The sequence below is a fragment of the Ensifer sp. ENS09 genome, from assembly GCF_014852425.1.
In the GTDB taxonomy this organism is placed as follows: Bacteria; Pseudomonadota; Alphaproteobacteria; order Rhizobiales; family Rhizobiaceae; genus Ensifer.
The window spans coordinates 179,601-195,991 of the sequence record NZ_JACVBP010000004.1; the positions used below are offsets into that span (position 1 = coordinate 179,601).

Consider the following 16,391-nt stretch of genomic DNA (forward strand, 5'->3'; position numbering starts at 1 on the left):
GAGGGCGCCGAAGGATTTTCTGGCGGTTACTGGGTCTGGGCGACGAGTGCTGCGGCAAGCAGCGCCACGAACCACATGACCGGTCTTACATCGCCGGCCCGGCCGCAGACCAGCTTGATCAGCACATAGGCGATGATCGCAAGCGACAGGCCGAGCGTGATCGAGAAGGTGAGCGGGGTCAATACGATCGCAAGGAAGGCCGGGATCGCCTCGTCGAGCGCGCTCCAGCGGATGTTGCTGATCGGCTCGGACATGAAAAGGCCGGTGAGGATCAGCACCGGTGCGGTCGCGACCGCCGGCACCAAAGAAAGCAACGGCGACAGGAACAGGAAGGGCACGAAGAGAAGACCCGCCACCAGCGCGACGAGACCGGTGCGTCCGCCCTGCTGGATGCCGGCGCCGGATTCGAGATAGACGGTCGCCGGGCTGGTGCCGAGCGGTGCGGAAATCAGCGCCGCGATCGCGTCGACATGCATCGATTCCCTGATGTTGCGCGGCATGCCGTTTTCATCCTTGAGGTCGGCCGCTTCGGCGAGGCCAAGGAAAGTCGAGAGCGCCTCGATGAAGTTGGTGAACAGAAAGACGAAGATGAAGGGCAGGTAGATTAGGTTCAGCGCGCCCAGGAGATCGATCTGGCCGACGAAGCTGAAATCGGGCGCGGCGGAGAAGCCGCTCCAGTTGACGAGCGTATGCACGTCAGGCGTCTCCGGCCAAAACGCCGCTCCATCGCCCCACCAGCGGCCGATCGGGATCGAGAGGATCGTCGTCAGGATCATGCCGGCCATCATGGCGCCGGGCACCCGCCGCACCACCAGCGCCACGGTCAGCACGAAGCCGGCGATGAAGGTGAGGGTGACCGGGTTGAATTGCGTCAGGCCGACGATCGTGTCGGGGTTGGCGACGATGAACTTGGCGTTTTCCAGGCCGATCAGCGCGATGAACAGGCCGATGCCGCAGGCGATGCCATAGCGCAGATCGACCGGGATTGCCTCGATGATGGTCTGGCGCAGGTTGAAGAAGGCCATGACGGTGAAGAGCACGCCGGCCCAGAAGACACAGCCGAGCGCGACCTCGAGCGGCACCTTGGCGCCGACCACCATGGTGTAGGCAAAGAGCGCGTTGATGCCCATGCCGGGCGCCACCAGGATGGGGCTGCGCGCATAAAGCCCCATGGCGCAGCTGCCGATGAAGCTGACGAGCACCGTCGCCGTCACGCCGGCCGAAAACGGAATGCCCGCATGCGCGAGGATCGAGGGATTGACGACGATGACGTAGGAGGCGGCGAGAAAGGTGGTGAGGCCTGCGAGGATCTCGGTGCGGACGGTCGAGCCGAGCCGCGAAATCTGGAAGTAGCGGTCGAGTAGCGCTGCGAGCCAGGATGTCTCCGGGCTTGGTGCCGCCTCCACGGACTTGTTCTGATAGTTCATCTTGTTCCCCTTTTTTTTGAACGAAGAAGGGGGCCAGCGTGACCGGCCCCCTTCCAAGGCATCATTCCGCAGCGACGGCGCGCTCGTCCCCGCCGGCGGGCGAAAACGGCGAGATCACCTTCAGCCCGACACAGTCGACGACACCGAGATCGGTGATCGCATATTCCGGGATCGCGGTGATCTGCAACACGAACATGTACATGAAGGGCCAGGGCAGCGGGCAGCCGAGCGCCCGAGCCGCATCGTCGAGCTGGTCTTCCAGCGCCGCCATCTCGGCCGGCTCGATGTCGGAGACGATGCCGCCGATCGGCAGGTGCAGGAAGGCCTCGACCTTGCCGTTCTGGACCACCACCTGGCCGCCATTGTTGGCGATCAGGTGATTGATGGCGATGCGCATGTCCTCAAGATCGGCGCCGATGCAGATGATGTTGTTGTCGTCCGGGGCGGTGGAACTGGCGATCGCCCCTTGCTTGAGGCCGAAGCCGGAGGTGAAGGCGACCGGGCGGTTGCTTGTCTTGCCGTAGCGCTCGACGACGGTGACATATTGGACGTCCGCCGCGGGATCGGCGAGCACCTGGCCGCCCTTGACCTTCAGCGTCACGTCGCGGCGAGTGCGCACGAAGATCTTTTCCGGGGTGACGGCGATCGCCATCGCGTCCGCCGTCTCGCCGGCGCCATGATAAGCAACCTTGAGATCGCCGGGCTGCAGCGGTTTTACCTTGACCGAATTGAGCAGCGCGACGCTGCGCTCAGGCGGCGTCAGCTCGATCGCCATCTTGCCATCGCGGGCGACCACCTCGCCCTTGGCGACGACGGTTTCGATGTTGAAATTGCGCAGGTCGTTAACGAGCAGGATGTCGGCGGCGCGGCCGGGCGAGATCGAGCCGACCTTGTCGTCGATGCGGAGCGCATCGGCGCCGTTGATGGTTGCCATCTGGATCGCCGCCATCGGCGAAATGCCCATGGCGATCGCCATGCGCACCATGTTGTCGAGATGGCCGCGCTTCAAGATGTCGCTCGCCACCACGTCGTCGGTGCAGAAGCTGATGCGGCGCAGCGCCTTGACGCCCATTTCCGTGACGATGCGCAGGTTGTCGGCAAGGAAGTGCGAGATCGAGGATTCGCGCACGACCACATGCATGCCGGCCCGCAGCTTTTCGAGCATTTCTTCGGGCGTGTAGCTTTCATGATCGGCGCGCACGCCCGATTGCTGGTAGCCGTTGAGCCGCGCGCCGCGCGTCATCGGGCAGCAGCCGAGCACCGGCAGGCGGCTCTTTTCGGCAAGTTCGAGCGCCGCCAGGACGTCTGCGTCCTCTTCCTGGATGAATTCGCGCACGGTCTCCCAGATGCCGACGCATTCCGGCCAGTGGTGCGTCGCCTGGTGATCGGCCGGGCTGAAATAGTGGCCGACGGTCGAACGCGGCATGGTGTAGGGCGTCTTGCATGGCGCGCCCCAGAAGACCTTGAGCGGCGTTTGCTTGGCTTCATCGAGGAACTCGCGCGCAGCGGCGGGGCCGCCGACGACGATGATCTGGTCGAGACCGGTGACGATCGAGGTGGTGCCGAGCGGCACGACAGCCTTGGCAAAGCTCGTCAGCGACATCTTCGAGCATTCGACATGCAGATGTCCGTCGATCATGCCGGGTGCCAGGTACTTGCCGGTGGCGTTGACGATCTTGGTCTCGGGCCCGATATAGTCGGAGATGTCGCCGACCGCGATAATGCGTTCGCCATAGATGGCGACGTCGGCCTGATAAATCTCTTCCGAAACGACGTTAACCAGGCGACCGCCGCGGATTGCCAGGGTTGCCTTGCCGCCGGTGCCGGATGCGGCGCGAATGAATTCTCTGATATCGCTCACTGGAACCTCTTCTCCCTTAGCTCCAGTGAATATTCCCAATTCCCCGTCGTTTACACAATGGGCCGAAATAGGCTAATCTCTGGACATATCGTACAAGATTTTGGACGAAAAATGGATCTCTCGCTTATCGACTGCTTCGTGAAGGTTGCGGATTCGCGTTCGATTTCAGCGGCTTCCAGGCGCCATCGCCTGCCGAAATCGACGCTCAGCCATAAGATCCGACAATTGGAGGACGAGTTCGGCATCGAACTCTTCGTGCGCGAGGGCCATCAGTTGCATGTGACCGATGCCGGCGCGGAGTTCCTGCGCTACGCGCGCCTGATCCAGTCGAATTGCGACGATGCGGCAACGGCGATGGCGGAGATGCGCCAGGAGGTGGCGGGCACGCTGCGCGTGGGCTCGACCGGCGAATTCGGCACGACGATCACGTCCGAGCTGCTCTACGCCTTCCGCCAGCAATATCCGCAGGTCAATCTCGACGTCGTGTTCCTGTCCTCACGCCAGCCATTCTCCGACGTCACCGAACAGGCGCTCGACGGCATCTTCCACTGGGGCGAGCCTTCCGACGTGGACTACATCAGCCGGCGGCTTTCGGTCTCATCCTACGGCCTCTTCGCCAGCCCGCAATACATTGCCCGCCATGGCCAGCCGGATGATCCGGATGCGCTCACCGGCCATCGCGGCCTCGTCTTCCGCCAGCCGACGCGGTTGCAGTCCTGGTATCTGACGCAGCCCGGCGAGGACGAGGTGGATCTGCTTCCGACCGCCACCTGCACCACCAACGACTATTGGACGATCAAGTATTTCGCCGTCGCCGGCGAGGGCATCGCCTATCTGCCCGACTTCTTCGTCGAGACCGAGCGGCAGGCGGGGCTGCTCGAGCCGGTGCTATCGGACTGGCGCTCGCCGCAGACGGCGATCAACCTCATCTATTCGCGCCGCCGGCACGTCTCGAAGCGGTTCAAGGCCTTCGTCGATTTCTGCATCGACTTCTACCGCGACCGGGACCGGGTGAAGATCCCGCGCTACTACGTGGAGCGCGTCAGTCTCTAGAGGCGGGGCAGGGCCATGCAGCGGCGCCTCTAGCCCAGCAATGAAGGCAGCACGCTGGCGCCGTCGATATTGCTGCCGCAGAGCAGGACGACATTGGTCTGGCCGGCGCATTTTGCTGCGATCTGCCGGAAGCCGGCGAGCGCGAGAGCTGCCGCTCCTTCGACCAGCATATGCTCATCGAGAAGCACGTCTCGCATCGCCGCGGCAATCTCGGCTTCGGAGCAGGTCACGACCTCATCGACGACGGCCATCGCAAGCCCGAGTGTCATGCTGTCTTCGTCAAGACCGCCGGCGACGGCATCGGCGAGCGTGTCGAGGTGTTCTGTTTCGACCACCCGACCAGCCTTCATCGAAGCCGCGAGCGCCGCCGAATTTTTAGCGGAGACGCCGATGACGCGGGTCGACGGGCTGAAGCTCTTCAGCACCGAACCGATGCCGCTGATCAGCCCGCCACCGCCCATGGCGATGAAGATATTGTCGATGCGCTCGGCCTGCTCCAGCAGTTCAAGCGCGATCGTGCCCTGGCCGGCGATGATTTCCGGGTCGTTGTAGGGCGAGACGTAGCCGAGCTTTTCGGTCGCGGCCAGTTGCTGTGCATGCTGTTCGGCAAGCCCGGTTTCGGAACCGTGGAGGACGACGTCGACGCCGTAGGCGCGGATGCGCTCCAGCTTCGCCGGCTTGACGATCTCGGGCAGCACGACCGTCAGCTTTTGCCCGATCGCGCTTGCCGCATGGGCCGCACCGATGCCGTGGTTGCCGGAGGAGGCGGTGATCACCTGCTGGTCCCGCGGCAGCGAGGTCATCTTGCTCGCAGCACCGCGGATCTTGAAGGAGCCGGTCAGTTGCAGATTTTCTGCCTTGAACAGCACCGTCGAGGATGTCTGCTGCCCGATCGCGCGCGAAGGGATCAGCGGCGTCTCATAGATGAAGGGGCGGATGCGCTGGCGCGCGCGGACAGAGCGCGCCGCCGTTTCGAGGATATCTTTGGTCATTGGGTTGTTCCTTGCGGGCGGCCGAGCAGGCCGAGTTCATCGAGCGCGGTGCGGGCGATGGCGATGTCCTGCGTCGCGATCCCCGTGAGGTCGGCGATGGTGATGTCGCGGTCCGAACGCCGGCCTTCGGCCGCACCGGAAAGGATCGCGCCGAGCGCGACGCAGCGCTCCTCTTGGATCAGCCCAGCCCGCGCCGCTGCAGAAAATTCGCCATGGTCAAGGCATTGCTCGGCGAGATCGGCGACCAGCCGGTCGGCGCGCACAACGAGAGCAATGTCGAGCTCCTGCTTGCCGGGTGCGTCCGCACCCATGGCGGTGACATGGGTGCCAGGCGCGATCCAGTCCGATCGGATCAGCGGCTCCTTCGATGGCGTCGTGGTGACGATCGCATCGGACTGGCGACAGAGGGTTTCGAGATCGGTCGTTGCAGCGATGGAAAGTTCGAGGTCCTCAAGGTCGGCAAGCACGGCGTTGGCCCGTTCCATGGATCGCCCCCAGACCGTGAACCGTAGCGGTCGATCCGAGAGTGCGGCAAGCGCCCGGATCTGGATGCGCGCCTGCGTTCCGGTGCCGACGATTCCGATCCTCCGCGCGTCCTTGCGCCAGAGCGCCATCGTCGCGATCGCACCGCCGATGCCGGTGCGAAGATCGGTGAGCAGCCCCTTGTCGTCGAGCACGGCCACCACGTCGCCGGTCTGCGAGGATACCGCGACCATCATGCCGTTGCTCGAGGGCAATCCCTTGGCCGGATTGTCGTAGAAGCCGGAGGCGATCTTCACGACGAAGATCGGATCGCCGTCGATGTAGCCATATTTGATATGGCAATCCGCATTGCGCCCCGGAAGCGGCAGATAGCCGACCGGCGGCACGTTGGCGCGGCCATCCGTGACGGCGATATAGGCGTCGCGGATGGCCGGTGCGGCAAGCGTCAGCAGCGGCAGGGATGCGAGTTTCTCGCGGCCGACGACAATCATGGCGCGCTCCCCTGGCTCAGATATTTGTAGACGGTTGCGCGGCCCATGCCGAGGATGCGCGAGATGTAGGACGCGGCATTCTTGCCGCCGAAGGCGCCGTTTGAAGAAAGCGCGATCACCAGCGCCTGCTTATCGGTCCGGCTCAATGTTGAGATCGTCAGCCCCCGGACAGCCGTCCACTGCTGGACATATTCGTTGACGCGCTCGTGCCAGTCCTCCTTGAACAGGCTCTCTGGTTTGTCGGCGTCGACGGGAACGCGGACGAGCGCGTTGAGCGTGCGGAGTGCTGCATGGAAGTCCGAGACATCGGCATTGATGCAAAGCACGCCGATCGCCTTGCCGGCCGCATCGCGCAAGACCGCGCTGATCGCCTTGATCGAGCGCCCGTCCCAGTTGACCTTTTCGTAGGGGCCGATGATCCCATCGCCTTCCCTGAAGCCGATTTCGCTCAGCAGCGAGGGTTCGCCGATCTCGCGCTTGGAGAAGTTGCCGGCGATATGGACGACGGTTTCGGTTGCGAGGTCATGCAGCACGACCTCGGCATAGGGTTGGAACAGCAAGGCGACCGCGTCGCAGACCAGGCTATAGGGGCGGAGTTCTGGGGTCACGGCGTTCCTCTTCCTCGATGGCGCCCCTTAGAACATGCGTAGACAAAAGTGTCTATACTGGATTTATAGTCTTGAGTTGGTGCTGCCCAAAACGACAACAGCGGCGCGCGATGAGTTCGCGCACCGCTGTCCACGCAGCCGACAGGGAGGCGATCAGCTAGCTCGTCGCGGTCTTCATGCGCTTCGCCTTCCTCCAGCCGACAAGAAGCGGCATCACGGCCATGGCGCCCGCCAGAATCCAGAGGATGATAGAGATTTTGCTCTGGAACAGGATCGAGATGTCGCCGCCGCTGATCGCCAGCGCATTGCGCAGGTTCACCTCCATCACATGCCCGAGCACAAAGCCGAGGATGATCGGCGCCATGTCGAAGCCGGCCTTTCGAAGCATCCAGCCGATAACGCCGATGCCGAGCATCAGAAGGATCGAGAACACCGACGCGTGGGTCGAATAGACGCCAACGATCGACAGCACCAGGATGCCCGGAACCAGCAGCCAGTTCGGCACTGTCAGCACGCGGGCAAAGATGTTGACGAGCGGCAGGTTGAGGAGAAGCAGCAGCACGTTGCCGATGAACAGCGACGCGACGAGGCCGCCGACCACTTCCGGCCGCTCGGTGATCAGCATCGGGCCCGGCTGGATGTTGTAGAGCATCAGCGCGCCGAGCATGACGGCGGTCGTGCCGGAGCCGGGCACGCCGAGCGTCAGCATCGGCACGAAGGCGCCGCAGGCGGTGGCGTTGTTGGCCGCCTCCGGTGCCGTAAGGCCGCGCACGTCGCCCTTGCCGAAGGTGCCCTCGGTGTCGGAGATGCGCTTTTCCGTGGTGTAGGAAACCGCGCTCGAAACCGATGCGCCGGTGCCGGGCAGCACGCCGACGATAAAGCCGATGACCGAGCCGCGCAGCGTCGCGCCGATCGATTTGCGGATGTCGTCGAGGCGGGCGGTCATGCGGCCGAGCTCGCGGATGACCGTGACGCCGCTTGCCTGGTGCTCGAGGATCAGCAGCGCCTCGGACACCGAGAACAGGCCGATGACCAGCACGACAAATTCGATGCCGTCACCGAGTTCCGGCTCGTTGAAGGTGAAGCGGTAGGCGCCGGAGGTGGCGTCGAGGCCGACCGTTGCGAGCATCAGGCCGAGCGTGCAGCCGATCAGCGTCTTTACCGGCTGGCTGCCGACCATGGAGCCGAGCGTGGCGAAGGCAAAGACCATCAGCACGAAATATTCGGCCGGGCCGAAGCCGATCGCGAGGCCCGCAAGCAGCGGCGCGAACAGCGCAAGCCCGACGGCGCCGAAGACCCCGCCGACGAAGGAGGAGAGGCCCGAGAGCATCAGCGCCTCGCCGGCGCGGCCCTGGCGAGCCATCGGGTTGCCGTCGAGCGCGGTCATCACGGCGCCGGCATCGCCCGGCACGTTCAGAAGGATCGAGGAGATGCGGCCGCCATACTCGGCGCCGCAATAGACGGCGGCGAGCAGGATCATCGTGCTTTCGGCCGGCAGGCCCATCGTATAGGCGATGGGCAGCAGCAGCGCGATGCCGTTGATCGGACCGATCGCCGGCAGCGCGCCGACCAGGGTGCCGATAAAGCAGCCGGCAAGGCCGATGAGCAAGTTCTGCATCGTCAGCGCGACGGTAAAGCCGTTCCAGAGATAATCGAGGTTCATTGATATCACTCCATAACCGGCGGGTCAGCCAAACAGCCGGCCGGCGGGCAGATAGACGTCGAGCAGGTAGGAAAAGACAAACCACCAGAGGGCGGCCTGCCCGACGGCGCCGACGACGGCGAGACGCAAGGGCGCGCCGAAGATCCAGCCGACGCCGAGGGTGAGAAGGAAGATTGAGACGGCAAAGCCGGCGGGCTCCAGGAGCAATGCCGATGTGAACAGCAGCAGCGGCACCGCGGCGATCTTCACGAGCAACTGCCCCTTCGGGAAGGCTTCCGTCGAACCAGGGCTTTTCAGATAGAGAAGGCAAAGCGCCGTGAGGATGATGGCGAGCAGTACCGGCACAACGCGCGGACCGAGCGGGTCCGAAGCGAAGGCATATTCGATCTGGCTGCCGCCGATGCCATAGGCAATCGCCAGCGCAAGCATCAAGAGCCCGCCGATCCTGCCAACGAGGGAGGATGAGGATGGAGTGTCTGACATGTTGGGTTTCCCGATGATCACGTCGTCACGGAAAACGGGCATTCCTTCACGGCCAGGCGGATCGCCCGTGCCCGTGTGCCCGCAGGATGATGGCGATCGGAGCGGGAGGTCGTCCCGCTCCGATCCTCGGCATTACATGCCGGCTTCCTTGGCGATGATCTTGAAGCGTGCCACGTCCGACTTGACCTGCTGGTCGAAGGCATCGCCGACCTGGTTGTATTCGTAGAGGCCGCGCGCCTCGCGCTCCTTCACGAATTCCGGCGTTGCGACGAGCTTGGTGAAGGCGTCGGCCCACCATTTATAGTCCGCGTCCGAGACGTCCTTGCCGACATAGTAGCCGCGCCAGACCGGCCATTCGATGTCGACGCCCTGTTCCTTGGCGGTCGGCACTTCGGCGAGTTCGCCCGGAAGGCGCTCAGGCGCCATGACGGCGAGCACGCGGACCTTGCCGGCGGCATGGTGCTTGGACATTTCCGCCGCATCGCCGGCGCCGACCTTGACGTGGCCGCCTTCGAGCGCCGTCAGCACCGCACCGCCGCCTTCGAGCGCCACATAGCGCATCTGCTTCGGCTCCTGGCCGGCAGCCTTTGCCAGGAGCGAACCCTTCATCCAGTCCTGCGAGCCGACGGCGCCGCCGCCGGCGACCGAGAAGTCGGTCGGGCTTGCCTTGTAGGCGGCGATCAATTCGCCAAGCGTCTTGTAGGGCGAGTCGGCGGCAACGACGAGCACGCCGTAGTCGGCGCCGAGCGCGCCAAGCCAGCGCACGGCCGTTTCGTCATATTGGCCGAACTTGCCCTGGGCGATCAGAAGCGCCGAGCCGGACGAGGCCGCGGTGATCAGGTTGCCGTCGGTGCCGCGCTTGCCGATGACGTGGTTGTAGGCAACCGCACCAACCCCACCTTCCATGTAGGTGACAGCCATCGGCTTGCCGATGATCTTGGCTTCGAGCAGCGCATTGGCGGCGAGCCGGCAGGTGAGGTCGAAGCCGCCGCCCGGCTTGGCGCCGGCCAGGCACTCAGGCTTGCTGGGCTCGGCGCCGGCCGGCGATGCAACGGCGGCAAACAGTCCGGCCGCCAGAAGGGTCTTTACGAAGGTTCGGGTCATGGGCTCTCTCCCATCCATGAGTTGTTCTTTCGAAGGCGCTGTCGCGCGCCTGCCCCACCGTGACATCCAGGGCTTGGACGGGCATCGACCAGCATCGACGGACCGCGTGTGCGGCCGCCCGAAAATGCCCCGGCGATGATTGTCCTCCAGACCCTGGCCGCATCTCCCGTTGTCGCGGTCAGGCAACCCTCTTTCCTCCCCGAACCTGTCACCACGCTGTCACGAAAGCGGTCATATCCGCCGGGTTGATCGGCGGAATCTTCCGTGTCACTGCTTGCTCATGCGCATCTTTCTGGTGGAGGACACGAGGGATGTCGGGGAGGCTATCAGCCGTCGACTGGAAAAGGTCGGGCACACCGTCGATTGGCAGACGGACGGTCAAGCCGCCGCCGACATACTCGAATTTACCGATTATGATCTCGTGATCCTCGACGTCATGTTGCCGGGGCTCGACGGGTTCGAGATCCTGCGCCATCTGCGGGCCCGGCGAAAGACGACGCCGGTGCTGGTGCTGACGGCGCGTTCCGAAATCGAGGACCGGGTCGGCGCGCTCGACCTCGGCGCCGACGACTATCTCGTCAAGCCGTTCGATTTCCGCGAGCTCGAAGCGCGCACACGCGTGCTCCTGCGCCGCCGCCAGGGCGATCCGACCAACCTCATCGAGTGCGGCGATCTGGTGCTCGACCGCAACAGCCGCTCGGTGCGGGTGGGCAATCGCGAGGTCCAGCTCAAGCGCCGCGAGATCACGCTTCTGGAGGTACTGGCCACCCGGCCGGGGCGGGTTTTCAGCAAGGACGAGCTGCTCGACCGGCTGTTCGGCTTCGACGAAAACGTCAACCCCAATGCCGTCGAACTCTATGTCGGAAGGCTGCGCAAGAAGATCGAGGGCTCGTCGGTGCGCATCGTCACCATCCGTGGTCTCGGCTATCAACTGGTGGCCGATGAAGCGGCGTGAAACCTCTCTCTTCTGGCGGCTCGTGCTGCGCGTGGCGCTGGTGCTCTGCGGCGGGGCGGCGCTGCTTTCCGCCGCTGCCTGGTACTATGCCCGCGCGGCTGCCGACGATGCCTACGACCGGCTGCTGCTCGGCGCGGCGATCCAGATCACCGCGAACATGACCGTCGACGCCGGCAACCTGGGCGTCACCCTGCCGTCGTCGGCCTTCGAGCTCCTTGGCCTTGCCGAGCGCGACCGCATTTTTTATCGTGTGGTGGGACCGGATGGCCGAACCCTGACCGGTTACGACGATCTCGACACCGGCGTCGACGTGACAGCGGCCCGGGCCGGCCCAGTGTTCCTGACGACGGAATATCGCAAGGTGCCGGTGCGCGTGGCTGTGGTCTCGCGGGCGCTTTCGGACCCGTCCTTTTCCGGCTGGGCCTATGTGGTGATGGCGCAGACGACCGAAGCGCGGCGCGGGCTTGCCGGCGAACTGACGACGCGCGCGATGATCCTCGTCGGCATCATGAGCCTGCTTGCGCTTGCCGGCACCGTGCTTGCCATCCGCTATTCGCTGCTGCCCGTCGATGCCCTTGCCGCGACGCTGCGTGCCCGCGATCCGAAGGACCTGACCCCCGTCGAGGCCGACATGCCAAGGGAGCTCAAACCCTTCGTCGGGTCGATCAATCATTTCATGGGCCGCCTCGACGAACGCGTCACCCTGCTTCAGCGCTTCATAGCCGATGCGGCCCACCAGATCCGCACGCCGCTGACGGCCCTTTCGGCGCAGGTCGACATGCTCGAAGACGACGACCTCGACGCCAACCGCAGGCGGCATCTGGGGCGGGTGCGCGATCGCGTCAGCCAGCTGGCGCGGCTCACCAACCAGCTGCTCAGCCATGCCATGGTCATCCACCGATCCGATTCCGTGCGTTTCAAGCCGGTCGATCTTGGCGATATCGCCCGCAAAGCGTTTCGCTCGACGGTACCGATTACCGTCGACCCGGATGTCGTCGTCTCCTTCGAAGACTGCAGCGAGCCGGTCTATGTACTCGGCGATGCGGTGAGCCTGCGCGAGGCGATCGCCAACATCATCGACAACGCGCTGCAGCACGGTGTCGCGCAACGGCTGGCCGTGCGCGTGCGGCGCGACGACGATCGGGCCCTGGTGGAGGTCGCCGACGACGGTCCCGGCATTCCGTCGGGCGAATGGGCGGCGGTGACCACACGGTTCGTCAGTTCGAAGACGGGAGAGGGAAGCATGGGACTCGGCTTTGCAATCGCGGCGGAGGTGGCGCTTGCCCATCGCGGCACGGTCCGGTTTCTAGAGAAAGGCGCGCACGACTTCACCGTCATTCTCGATGTTCCCCTTTATCGGGAGGGACCATGAGGATGTGGCGACAGCTTCCTTCGATCGCACTTGTCGCGGTCCTTGGCCTTGCCGGCCCGGCGGGCGCGGTCGAGGGGACGCGCGCGTTCTTTCCGGCGCTCGACGCTGAACGCGGCCGGCTCGTCATCAACGGCGCGACCGACATCGAGGCGATGGAGCCGCTGATCCGCGACTTTCAGCTGACGGCGCGGGATGTCGCCATCGACTATACCGACTACGTGACCAACGAGCTTTATCACGATGCCGACATCGCCTGCCGATTGCAGCAGGCCTTCGGTGACCTCCTGCTGTCGTCCTCCGTCGACCAGTTGGTGAAGCTTGCGAACGACGGCTGTGCTCTGCAGCATGTCTCGCCGGAAACCGGAGACGTTCCGGCCTGGGCGAACTGGCGCGACGAGGTCTTCGGCTTCACCTTCGAGCCCTCCGTCATGGTCTATCACAAGGACTTCGTGCCGCCGGAGGACGTGCCGCACACCCATGGTGAGCTGACCGATCTGCTGCGCTTCAAGCCGGATTACTATCGCGGCCGCATCGGCACCTATGATCTGCGCCAGTCCGGCATCGGCTACCTGCTCGCCTTCCTCGATGCGCAACAGGCCTCGACCACCTACGGCCGCCTGCTCGAAAGCCTGAGCCGCGCCCAGGCGGTGCTGCGCTGCTGCAACAACGCGGTTCTGTCGGAACTCGACAGTGGCAACGTCTATATCGGCTATAACATCCTCGGCTCCTACGCCTATGCCGCCTCGCGCCGGAACGCCAAGCTCAGGATCGTGCTGCCGCGCGACTATACGCTGATCCTCAGCCGCGGCGCGCTGGTCCCGGTGGGGGCGAAACGCCGCGATCTTGCCGGTCGTTTTCTCGATTATCTGCTCTCCGAGCGAGGGCAAAAGGTGGCGCGAGAGAAAGCCTTCTTCTTTTCGTGGAACGGCGCACTGCCGGCCGAGGTCGACGGCCCGGCAAAACTCGTGGAGTCCGGTATCGGCCGGCCGATCCGTATCGGCCCGGCACTGCTTGCCGCCCAGGACCGGCTGCAGCGGTCCCGCTTCATCGACGACTGGACCAAGCTGATCGTCGATACGCCGGTCCGGCTGCGCCCGAATTGAAGGACGGCGCCTGCGGCAGATGCAGGCGCCGGGATCGTGCAGCCTATCGCCCGCCCTTGCGCCACGCGCACAGCAGGTGATCGAGCGACAGCTTGCCGGCACCCGAGGCCATCAGCGCGAGCGCCATGGCGGCCCAGGTAATGTGGATCGGCCAGCCGTCCGGCACGGTCAGCTGCACGACGATCGTCATCGCAAGCAGGCCGAGGGCGGCAAATCGGGTCGCCAGGCCGAAAACGAGCAGAATGGGCAGAACGATTTCCGCCGAGCCGGCCGCAAAGGCCGTTACGGCGGGAGCGGGGTAGGGATAGGGTCCGCCCGGCAGATGCAGCTGGAACTCGGAGCTGAAGAGCAGCACCGCCACGTCGTTCAACTGCAGGAAGCCGTCCCACTTGCTCATGCCGGATCGGAAGAACGGGACGGCGAGGCCAAAGCGCAGCACAAGCTGGGAGAGCCAGAGCGGCGCAAGCACGCCGACGGCGCGGTTCGCTCGACGGGCCCATTGCGAGACGTCGGCAGGACTGCCGTTCTGCGAAAATCTGGATGCGGACATCATGGTTTTATCCTCCGTGATGAATGGCCGCAAAAGCGCCGGCTTCGAGCGCGGTGGCGATTGCGGCTGTAAGATCGAGCGTGGGAGATCGGGTTGAAGCTTCCGCGGCGGCCGCGGCGAGGGGAACGCCTGCCAGCAGGCGCGAAAGCAGGAGATCGGCGTCGGGCGCGAGGTTTCGAACGATGACATCGAGACCGGGCCGGGTAATCAGCGCGCTCTCCGGATCAGCCGTTTCGATGCGCCCGACCGGTCCGCGCCCGCGGTTGACGGCAAAGATCGTGACGGCCGGATAATCGGAACGCACGATCCTGCTTGCCGGATGCGGTTCGAAAACGACGTCGCCAAGCCGCTCGGGCGGAACCAGGGAAAGCGCCGACGGCGCAAGCGCCGGCGCATCGGCGGCATGATAGGCGTCGAGCCAGGCGCGCTCGATCCTGGCAACGTCGGCAAGCCAAGGCATTCCCTTCGCGTATTCGTAGCGCGCGATGAAATCGGGAAAGTCGTGGCCGTATTCGAAAAGCAGCGGCGAGGTCGGCGGCGTCTCCCGCACATGAAAGCGCGCCATGGCGCGGAAGAAGGCCTCGCCGGTGATCCGCTCGGTTGCCGGAAAGGTCGCCGCCAGCGCCTCGATCAGGCTGACCGTGACGTTGTTGCGATAGACATTGAAGCGCTTCACCGCCGCCTTGCCGTTCGGGCCGGCGACAAGGGCCGGTGTCGGCCGGTCGGGTGCAAGCAACGGCGGCACGAAACCGGCGGCATAGCTGCCGGCTCGGCCGATCGGGATGGGGAGCGTTGCGTCAGGCGCGGACACGGATCTTCTCCTGCGACGGCCGCTGCCCGTGAGCATCGAGGATCGCTTGCGCCGCCATGGCCTCGCGCTTCAGCACCGGCCACTCGGGAATGGCGCTGTCCCATTCGATCAGCGTCGGGATGGCGCCGCTCCTGGCGACGACGATTTCGTAGAGTTTCCAGACGGCGTCTGCGACCGGGCCGTCATGGCTGTCGATCAGCAGAAGCTCGCCCTCGTCGTCTTCCTGCTCCGCATGCCCGGCAAGGTGGATCTCGCCGACATGCTCCAGCGGAAAGTCGCCGAGGTAGTCGCGCGCCGAATAGCCCTGGTTGGTGGCCGAGACGAAGACGTTGTTGATGTCGAGCAGCAGCCCGCAGCCGGTGCGTTTCACCAGTTCCCGGATGAACGCCGTTTCGCTCATCGTCGATTCCGGGAACGTCACATAGGTGGAGGGATTTTCGAGCAGCAGCCGGCGTCCGATCGTCTCCTGGACTTCGTCGATATGCGAGGCAACGCGCGCAACGGTCGCTTCGGTATAGGGCAGCGGTAAAAGGTCGTTGTAGAAGGTGGTTTCGTGGGTCGACCAGGCGAGATGCTCGGAGACGAGCGCCGGCTCATAGCGGTCGACCAGCGCCTTGAACCGGGCGAGATGCGCCTTGTCGAGCGGCTGCGGGCCGCCGATCGACATGCAGACGCCATGGAGAGAGACCGGAAACTGCTCGCGGATGCGGGTCAGCGCCGCGTGCGGCGGGCCCCCGGCGCCCATGTAGTTTTCCGCATGAATTTCGAAAAAACCGCCCGGGGCTTCGTCGGCGAGGATCGCCTGAAGGTGCTGATGCTTGAAGCTCGTTCCGGCTAGCCCGGCAATTTGATGGTTCGGCAGGCGAGGGCTCACCGGGGCAAGTCCGCTGCCATCGTTGGTTGAAGTGCGCATTGCCAATCCCGTTCCAATCCTGTGAGCGTTGATGGCGGGCGGGAGCGTTGCTCGACCGGCCATCCCCTTGAAAACCAAAGTGCAACGGGAGGCGATTGCCCCGCCTCCCGTTTCCGTCTGGTCGTGGATCAGGACGCCATGTCGCGGGAGAGCGGTTCGGGCGAGCCCTTGCGGCCGTCGGGCAGTTCCATCGTCGTGCAGGTGCCGCCATCGACGAATTTCCAGGCGTTGCCCTGGTAGTCGACCGTCGAGGTTGCCTGGCAGGTGGTGCCAGGGCCGGCAGCGCAATCGTTCTGGCCCTTGAGTGCGACGCCGAAGCATTTTTCCTTGCCCGCATCCATGGCGGACTTGACCTGTGCCTCGGTGAGCGGTGCGGCGGTCGCAAGCGACGACAGGGCCGCAGCCACTGCGCCTGCCAACATTGCGGTGCTGATCGTGGACTTCGTGGACATGAATGTGTCTCCGTGTTGAATTGACCGAGTGCGCTCGTGACTGAGGCGCACATCGGGTCTTTCGCCACGC

General features: G+C 64.7%; 16 protein-coding genes. 4 read left to right on the forward strand and 12 right to left on the reverse strand.

The features are described 5' to 3' along the window. Positions 1–26: 26 nt before the first annotated feature. Together IB267_RS21260 and IB267_RS21265 are read right to left on the reverse strand one after the other, a co-directional pair. Positions 27–1,427 carry an NCS2 family permease gene (locus IB267_RS21260; RefSeq protein WP_192449446.1) on the reverse strand — a complete coding sequence of 467 codons (1,401 nt, stop codon included), beginning with the start codon at positions 1,425–1,427 and terminating at the stop codon, positions 27–29. A gap of 61 nt (positions 1,428–1,488) precedes the next feature. Beyond that, positions 1,489–3,288: an adenine deaminase gene (locus IB267_RS21265; RefSeq protein ID WP_192449447.1), complete on the reverse strand. Its 1,800-nt coding sequence runs from the start codon at positions 3,286–3,288 to the stop codon at positions 1,489–1,491. Between the two features lie 111 nt (positions 3,289–3,399). Between IB267_RS21265 and IB267_RS21270 the strand changes: the two genes are divergently transcribed. Continuing rightward, positions 3,400–4,341, forward strand: a complete 942-nt coding sequence (locus IB267_RS21270; RefSeq protein ID WP_192449448.1) for a LysR family transcriptional regulator — start codon at positions 3,400–3,402, stop codon at positions 4,339–4,341. Between the two features lie 29 nt (positions 4,342–4,370). On the opposite strand, the gene IB267_RS21275 is transcribed toward IB267_RS21270, so the two are convergent. The 6 genes from IB267_RS21275 to IB267_RS21300 all read right to left on the reverse strand — a co-directional run bounded on the left by IB267_RS21275 (position 4,371) and on the right by IB267_RS21300 (position 10,165). Continuing rightward, complete coding sequence (locus tag IB267_RS21275) at positions 4,371–5,333, reverse strand: pyridoxal-phosphate dependent enzyme (RefSeq protein ID WP_192449449.1); 963 nt, start codon at positions 5,331–5,333, stop codon at positions 4,371–4,373. Beyond that, complete coding sequence (locus IB267_RS21280) at positions 5,330–6,307, reverse strand: ornithine cyclodeaminase family protein (RefSeq protein ID WP_192449450.1); 978 nt, start codon at positions 6,305–6,307, stop codon at positions 5,330–5,332. The genes IB267_RS21275 and IB267_RS21280 overlap by 4 nt, the downstream gene beginning before the upstream one ends. Continuing rightward, positions 6,304–6,915 (reverse strand): transcriptional regulator, encoded by a 612-nt coding sequence (locus tag IB267_RS34010; protein ID WP_192449451.1) that lies wholly within the window; start codon positions 6,913–6,915, stop codon positions 6,304–6,306. Before IB267_RS34010 ends, IB267_RS21280 begins: the two co-directional genes overlap by 4 nt. Positions 6,916–7,072: 157 nt before the next feature. Beyond that, positions 7,073–8,578 (reverse strand): tripartite tricarboxylate transporter permease, encoded by a 1,506-nt coding sequence (locus tag IB267_RS21290; RefSeq protein ID WP_192449452.1) that lies wholly within the window; start codon positions 8,576–8,578, stop codon positions 7,073–7,075. 24 nt (positions 8,579–8,602) lie between these two features. Next, positions 8,603–9,061, reverse strand: a complete 459-nt coding sequence (locus IB267_RS21295; RefSeq protein ID WP_192449453.1) for a tripartite tricarboxylate transporter TctB family protein — start codon at positions 9,059–9,061, stop codon at positions 8,603–8,605. Positions 9,062–9,193: 132 nt separating this feature from the next. Then, positions 9,194–10,165: a tripartite tricarboxylate transporter substrate binding protein gene (locus tag IB267_RS21300; protein ID WP_192449454.1), complete on the reverse strand. Its 972-nt coding sequence runs from the start codon at positions 10,163–10,165 to the stop codon at positions 9,194–9,196. A 280-nt stretch (positions 10,166–10,445) separates the two neighbouring features. On the opposite strand from IB267_RS21300, the gene IB267_RS21305 reads away from it, so the two are divergent. From IB267_RS21305 to IB267_RS21315, 3 genes are read left to right on the forward strand one after another with little or no spacing between them, the layout of a single operon-like run. Beyond that, positions 10,446–11,120 (forward strand): response regulator transcription factor, encoded by a 675-nt coding sequence (locus IB267_RS21305; RefSeq protein ID WP_192449455.1) that lies wholly within the window; start codon positions 10,446–10,448, stop codon positions 11,118–11,120. Continuing rightward, positions 11,107–12,492 (forward strand): sensor histidine kinase, encoded by a 1,386-nt coding sequence (locus IB267_RS21310; RefSeq protein ID WP_192449456.1) that lies wholly within the window; start codon positions 11,107–11,109, stop codon positions 12,490–12,492. The genes IB267_RS21305 and IB267_RS21310 overlap by 14 nt, the downstream gene beginning before the upstream one ends. Beyond that, on the forward strand, positions 12,489–13,595 hold the full coding sequence (locus IB267_RS21315) for an ABC transporter substrate-binding protein (RefSeq protein ID WP_371742604.1): 1,107 nt from the start codon (positions 12,489–12,491) through the stop codon (positions 13,593–13,595). The genes IB267_RS21310 and IB267_RS21315 overlap by 4 nt, the downstream gene beginning before the upstream one ends. A gap of 43 nt (positions 13,596–13,638) precedes the next feature. Here IB267_RS21315 and IB267_RS21320 read toward each other — a convergent pair whose 3' ends face one another. The 4 genes from IB267_RS21320 to IB267_RS21335 form a co-directional block, all read right to left on the reverse strand. Continuing rightward, positions 13,639–14,148, reverse strand: coding sequence for a DoxX family protein (locus IB267_RS21320; RefSeq protein ID WP_371742605.1), 510 nt, complete (start codon positions 14,146–14,148; stop codon positions 13,639–13,641). A gap of 4 nt (positions 14,149–14,152) precedes the next feature. Continuing rightward, the gene (locus tag IB267_RS21325) at positions 14,153–14,956 is read right to left on the reverse strand and encodes a putative DNA-binding domain-containing protein (protein ID WP_371742606.1); all 804 of its coding nucleotides are present in this window, start codon (positions 14,954–14,956) and stop codon (positions 14,153–14,155) included. Next, entirely contained in the window at positions 14,943–15,869 is a 927-nt protein-coding gene (locus IB267_RS21330) for a DUF692 domain-containing protein (protein WP_192449458.1), read from the reverse strand. Before IB267_RS21330 ends, IB267_RS21325 begins: the two co-directional genes overlap by 14 nt. Before the next feature lie 128 nt (positions 15,870–15,997). Further along, entirely contained in the window at positions 15,998–16,321 is a 324-nt protein-coding gene (locus tag IB267_RS21335) for a DUF2282 domain-containing protein (protein ID WP_043624401.1), read from the reverse strand. Positions 16,322–16,391: the final 70 nt, after the last annotated feature.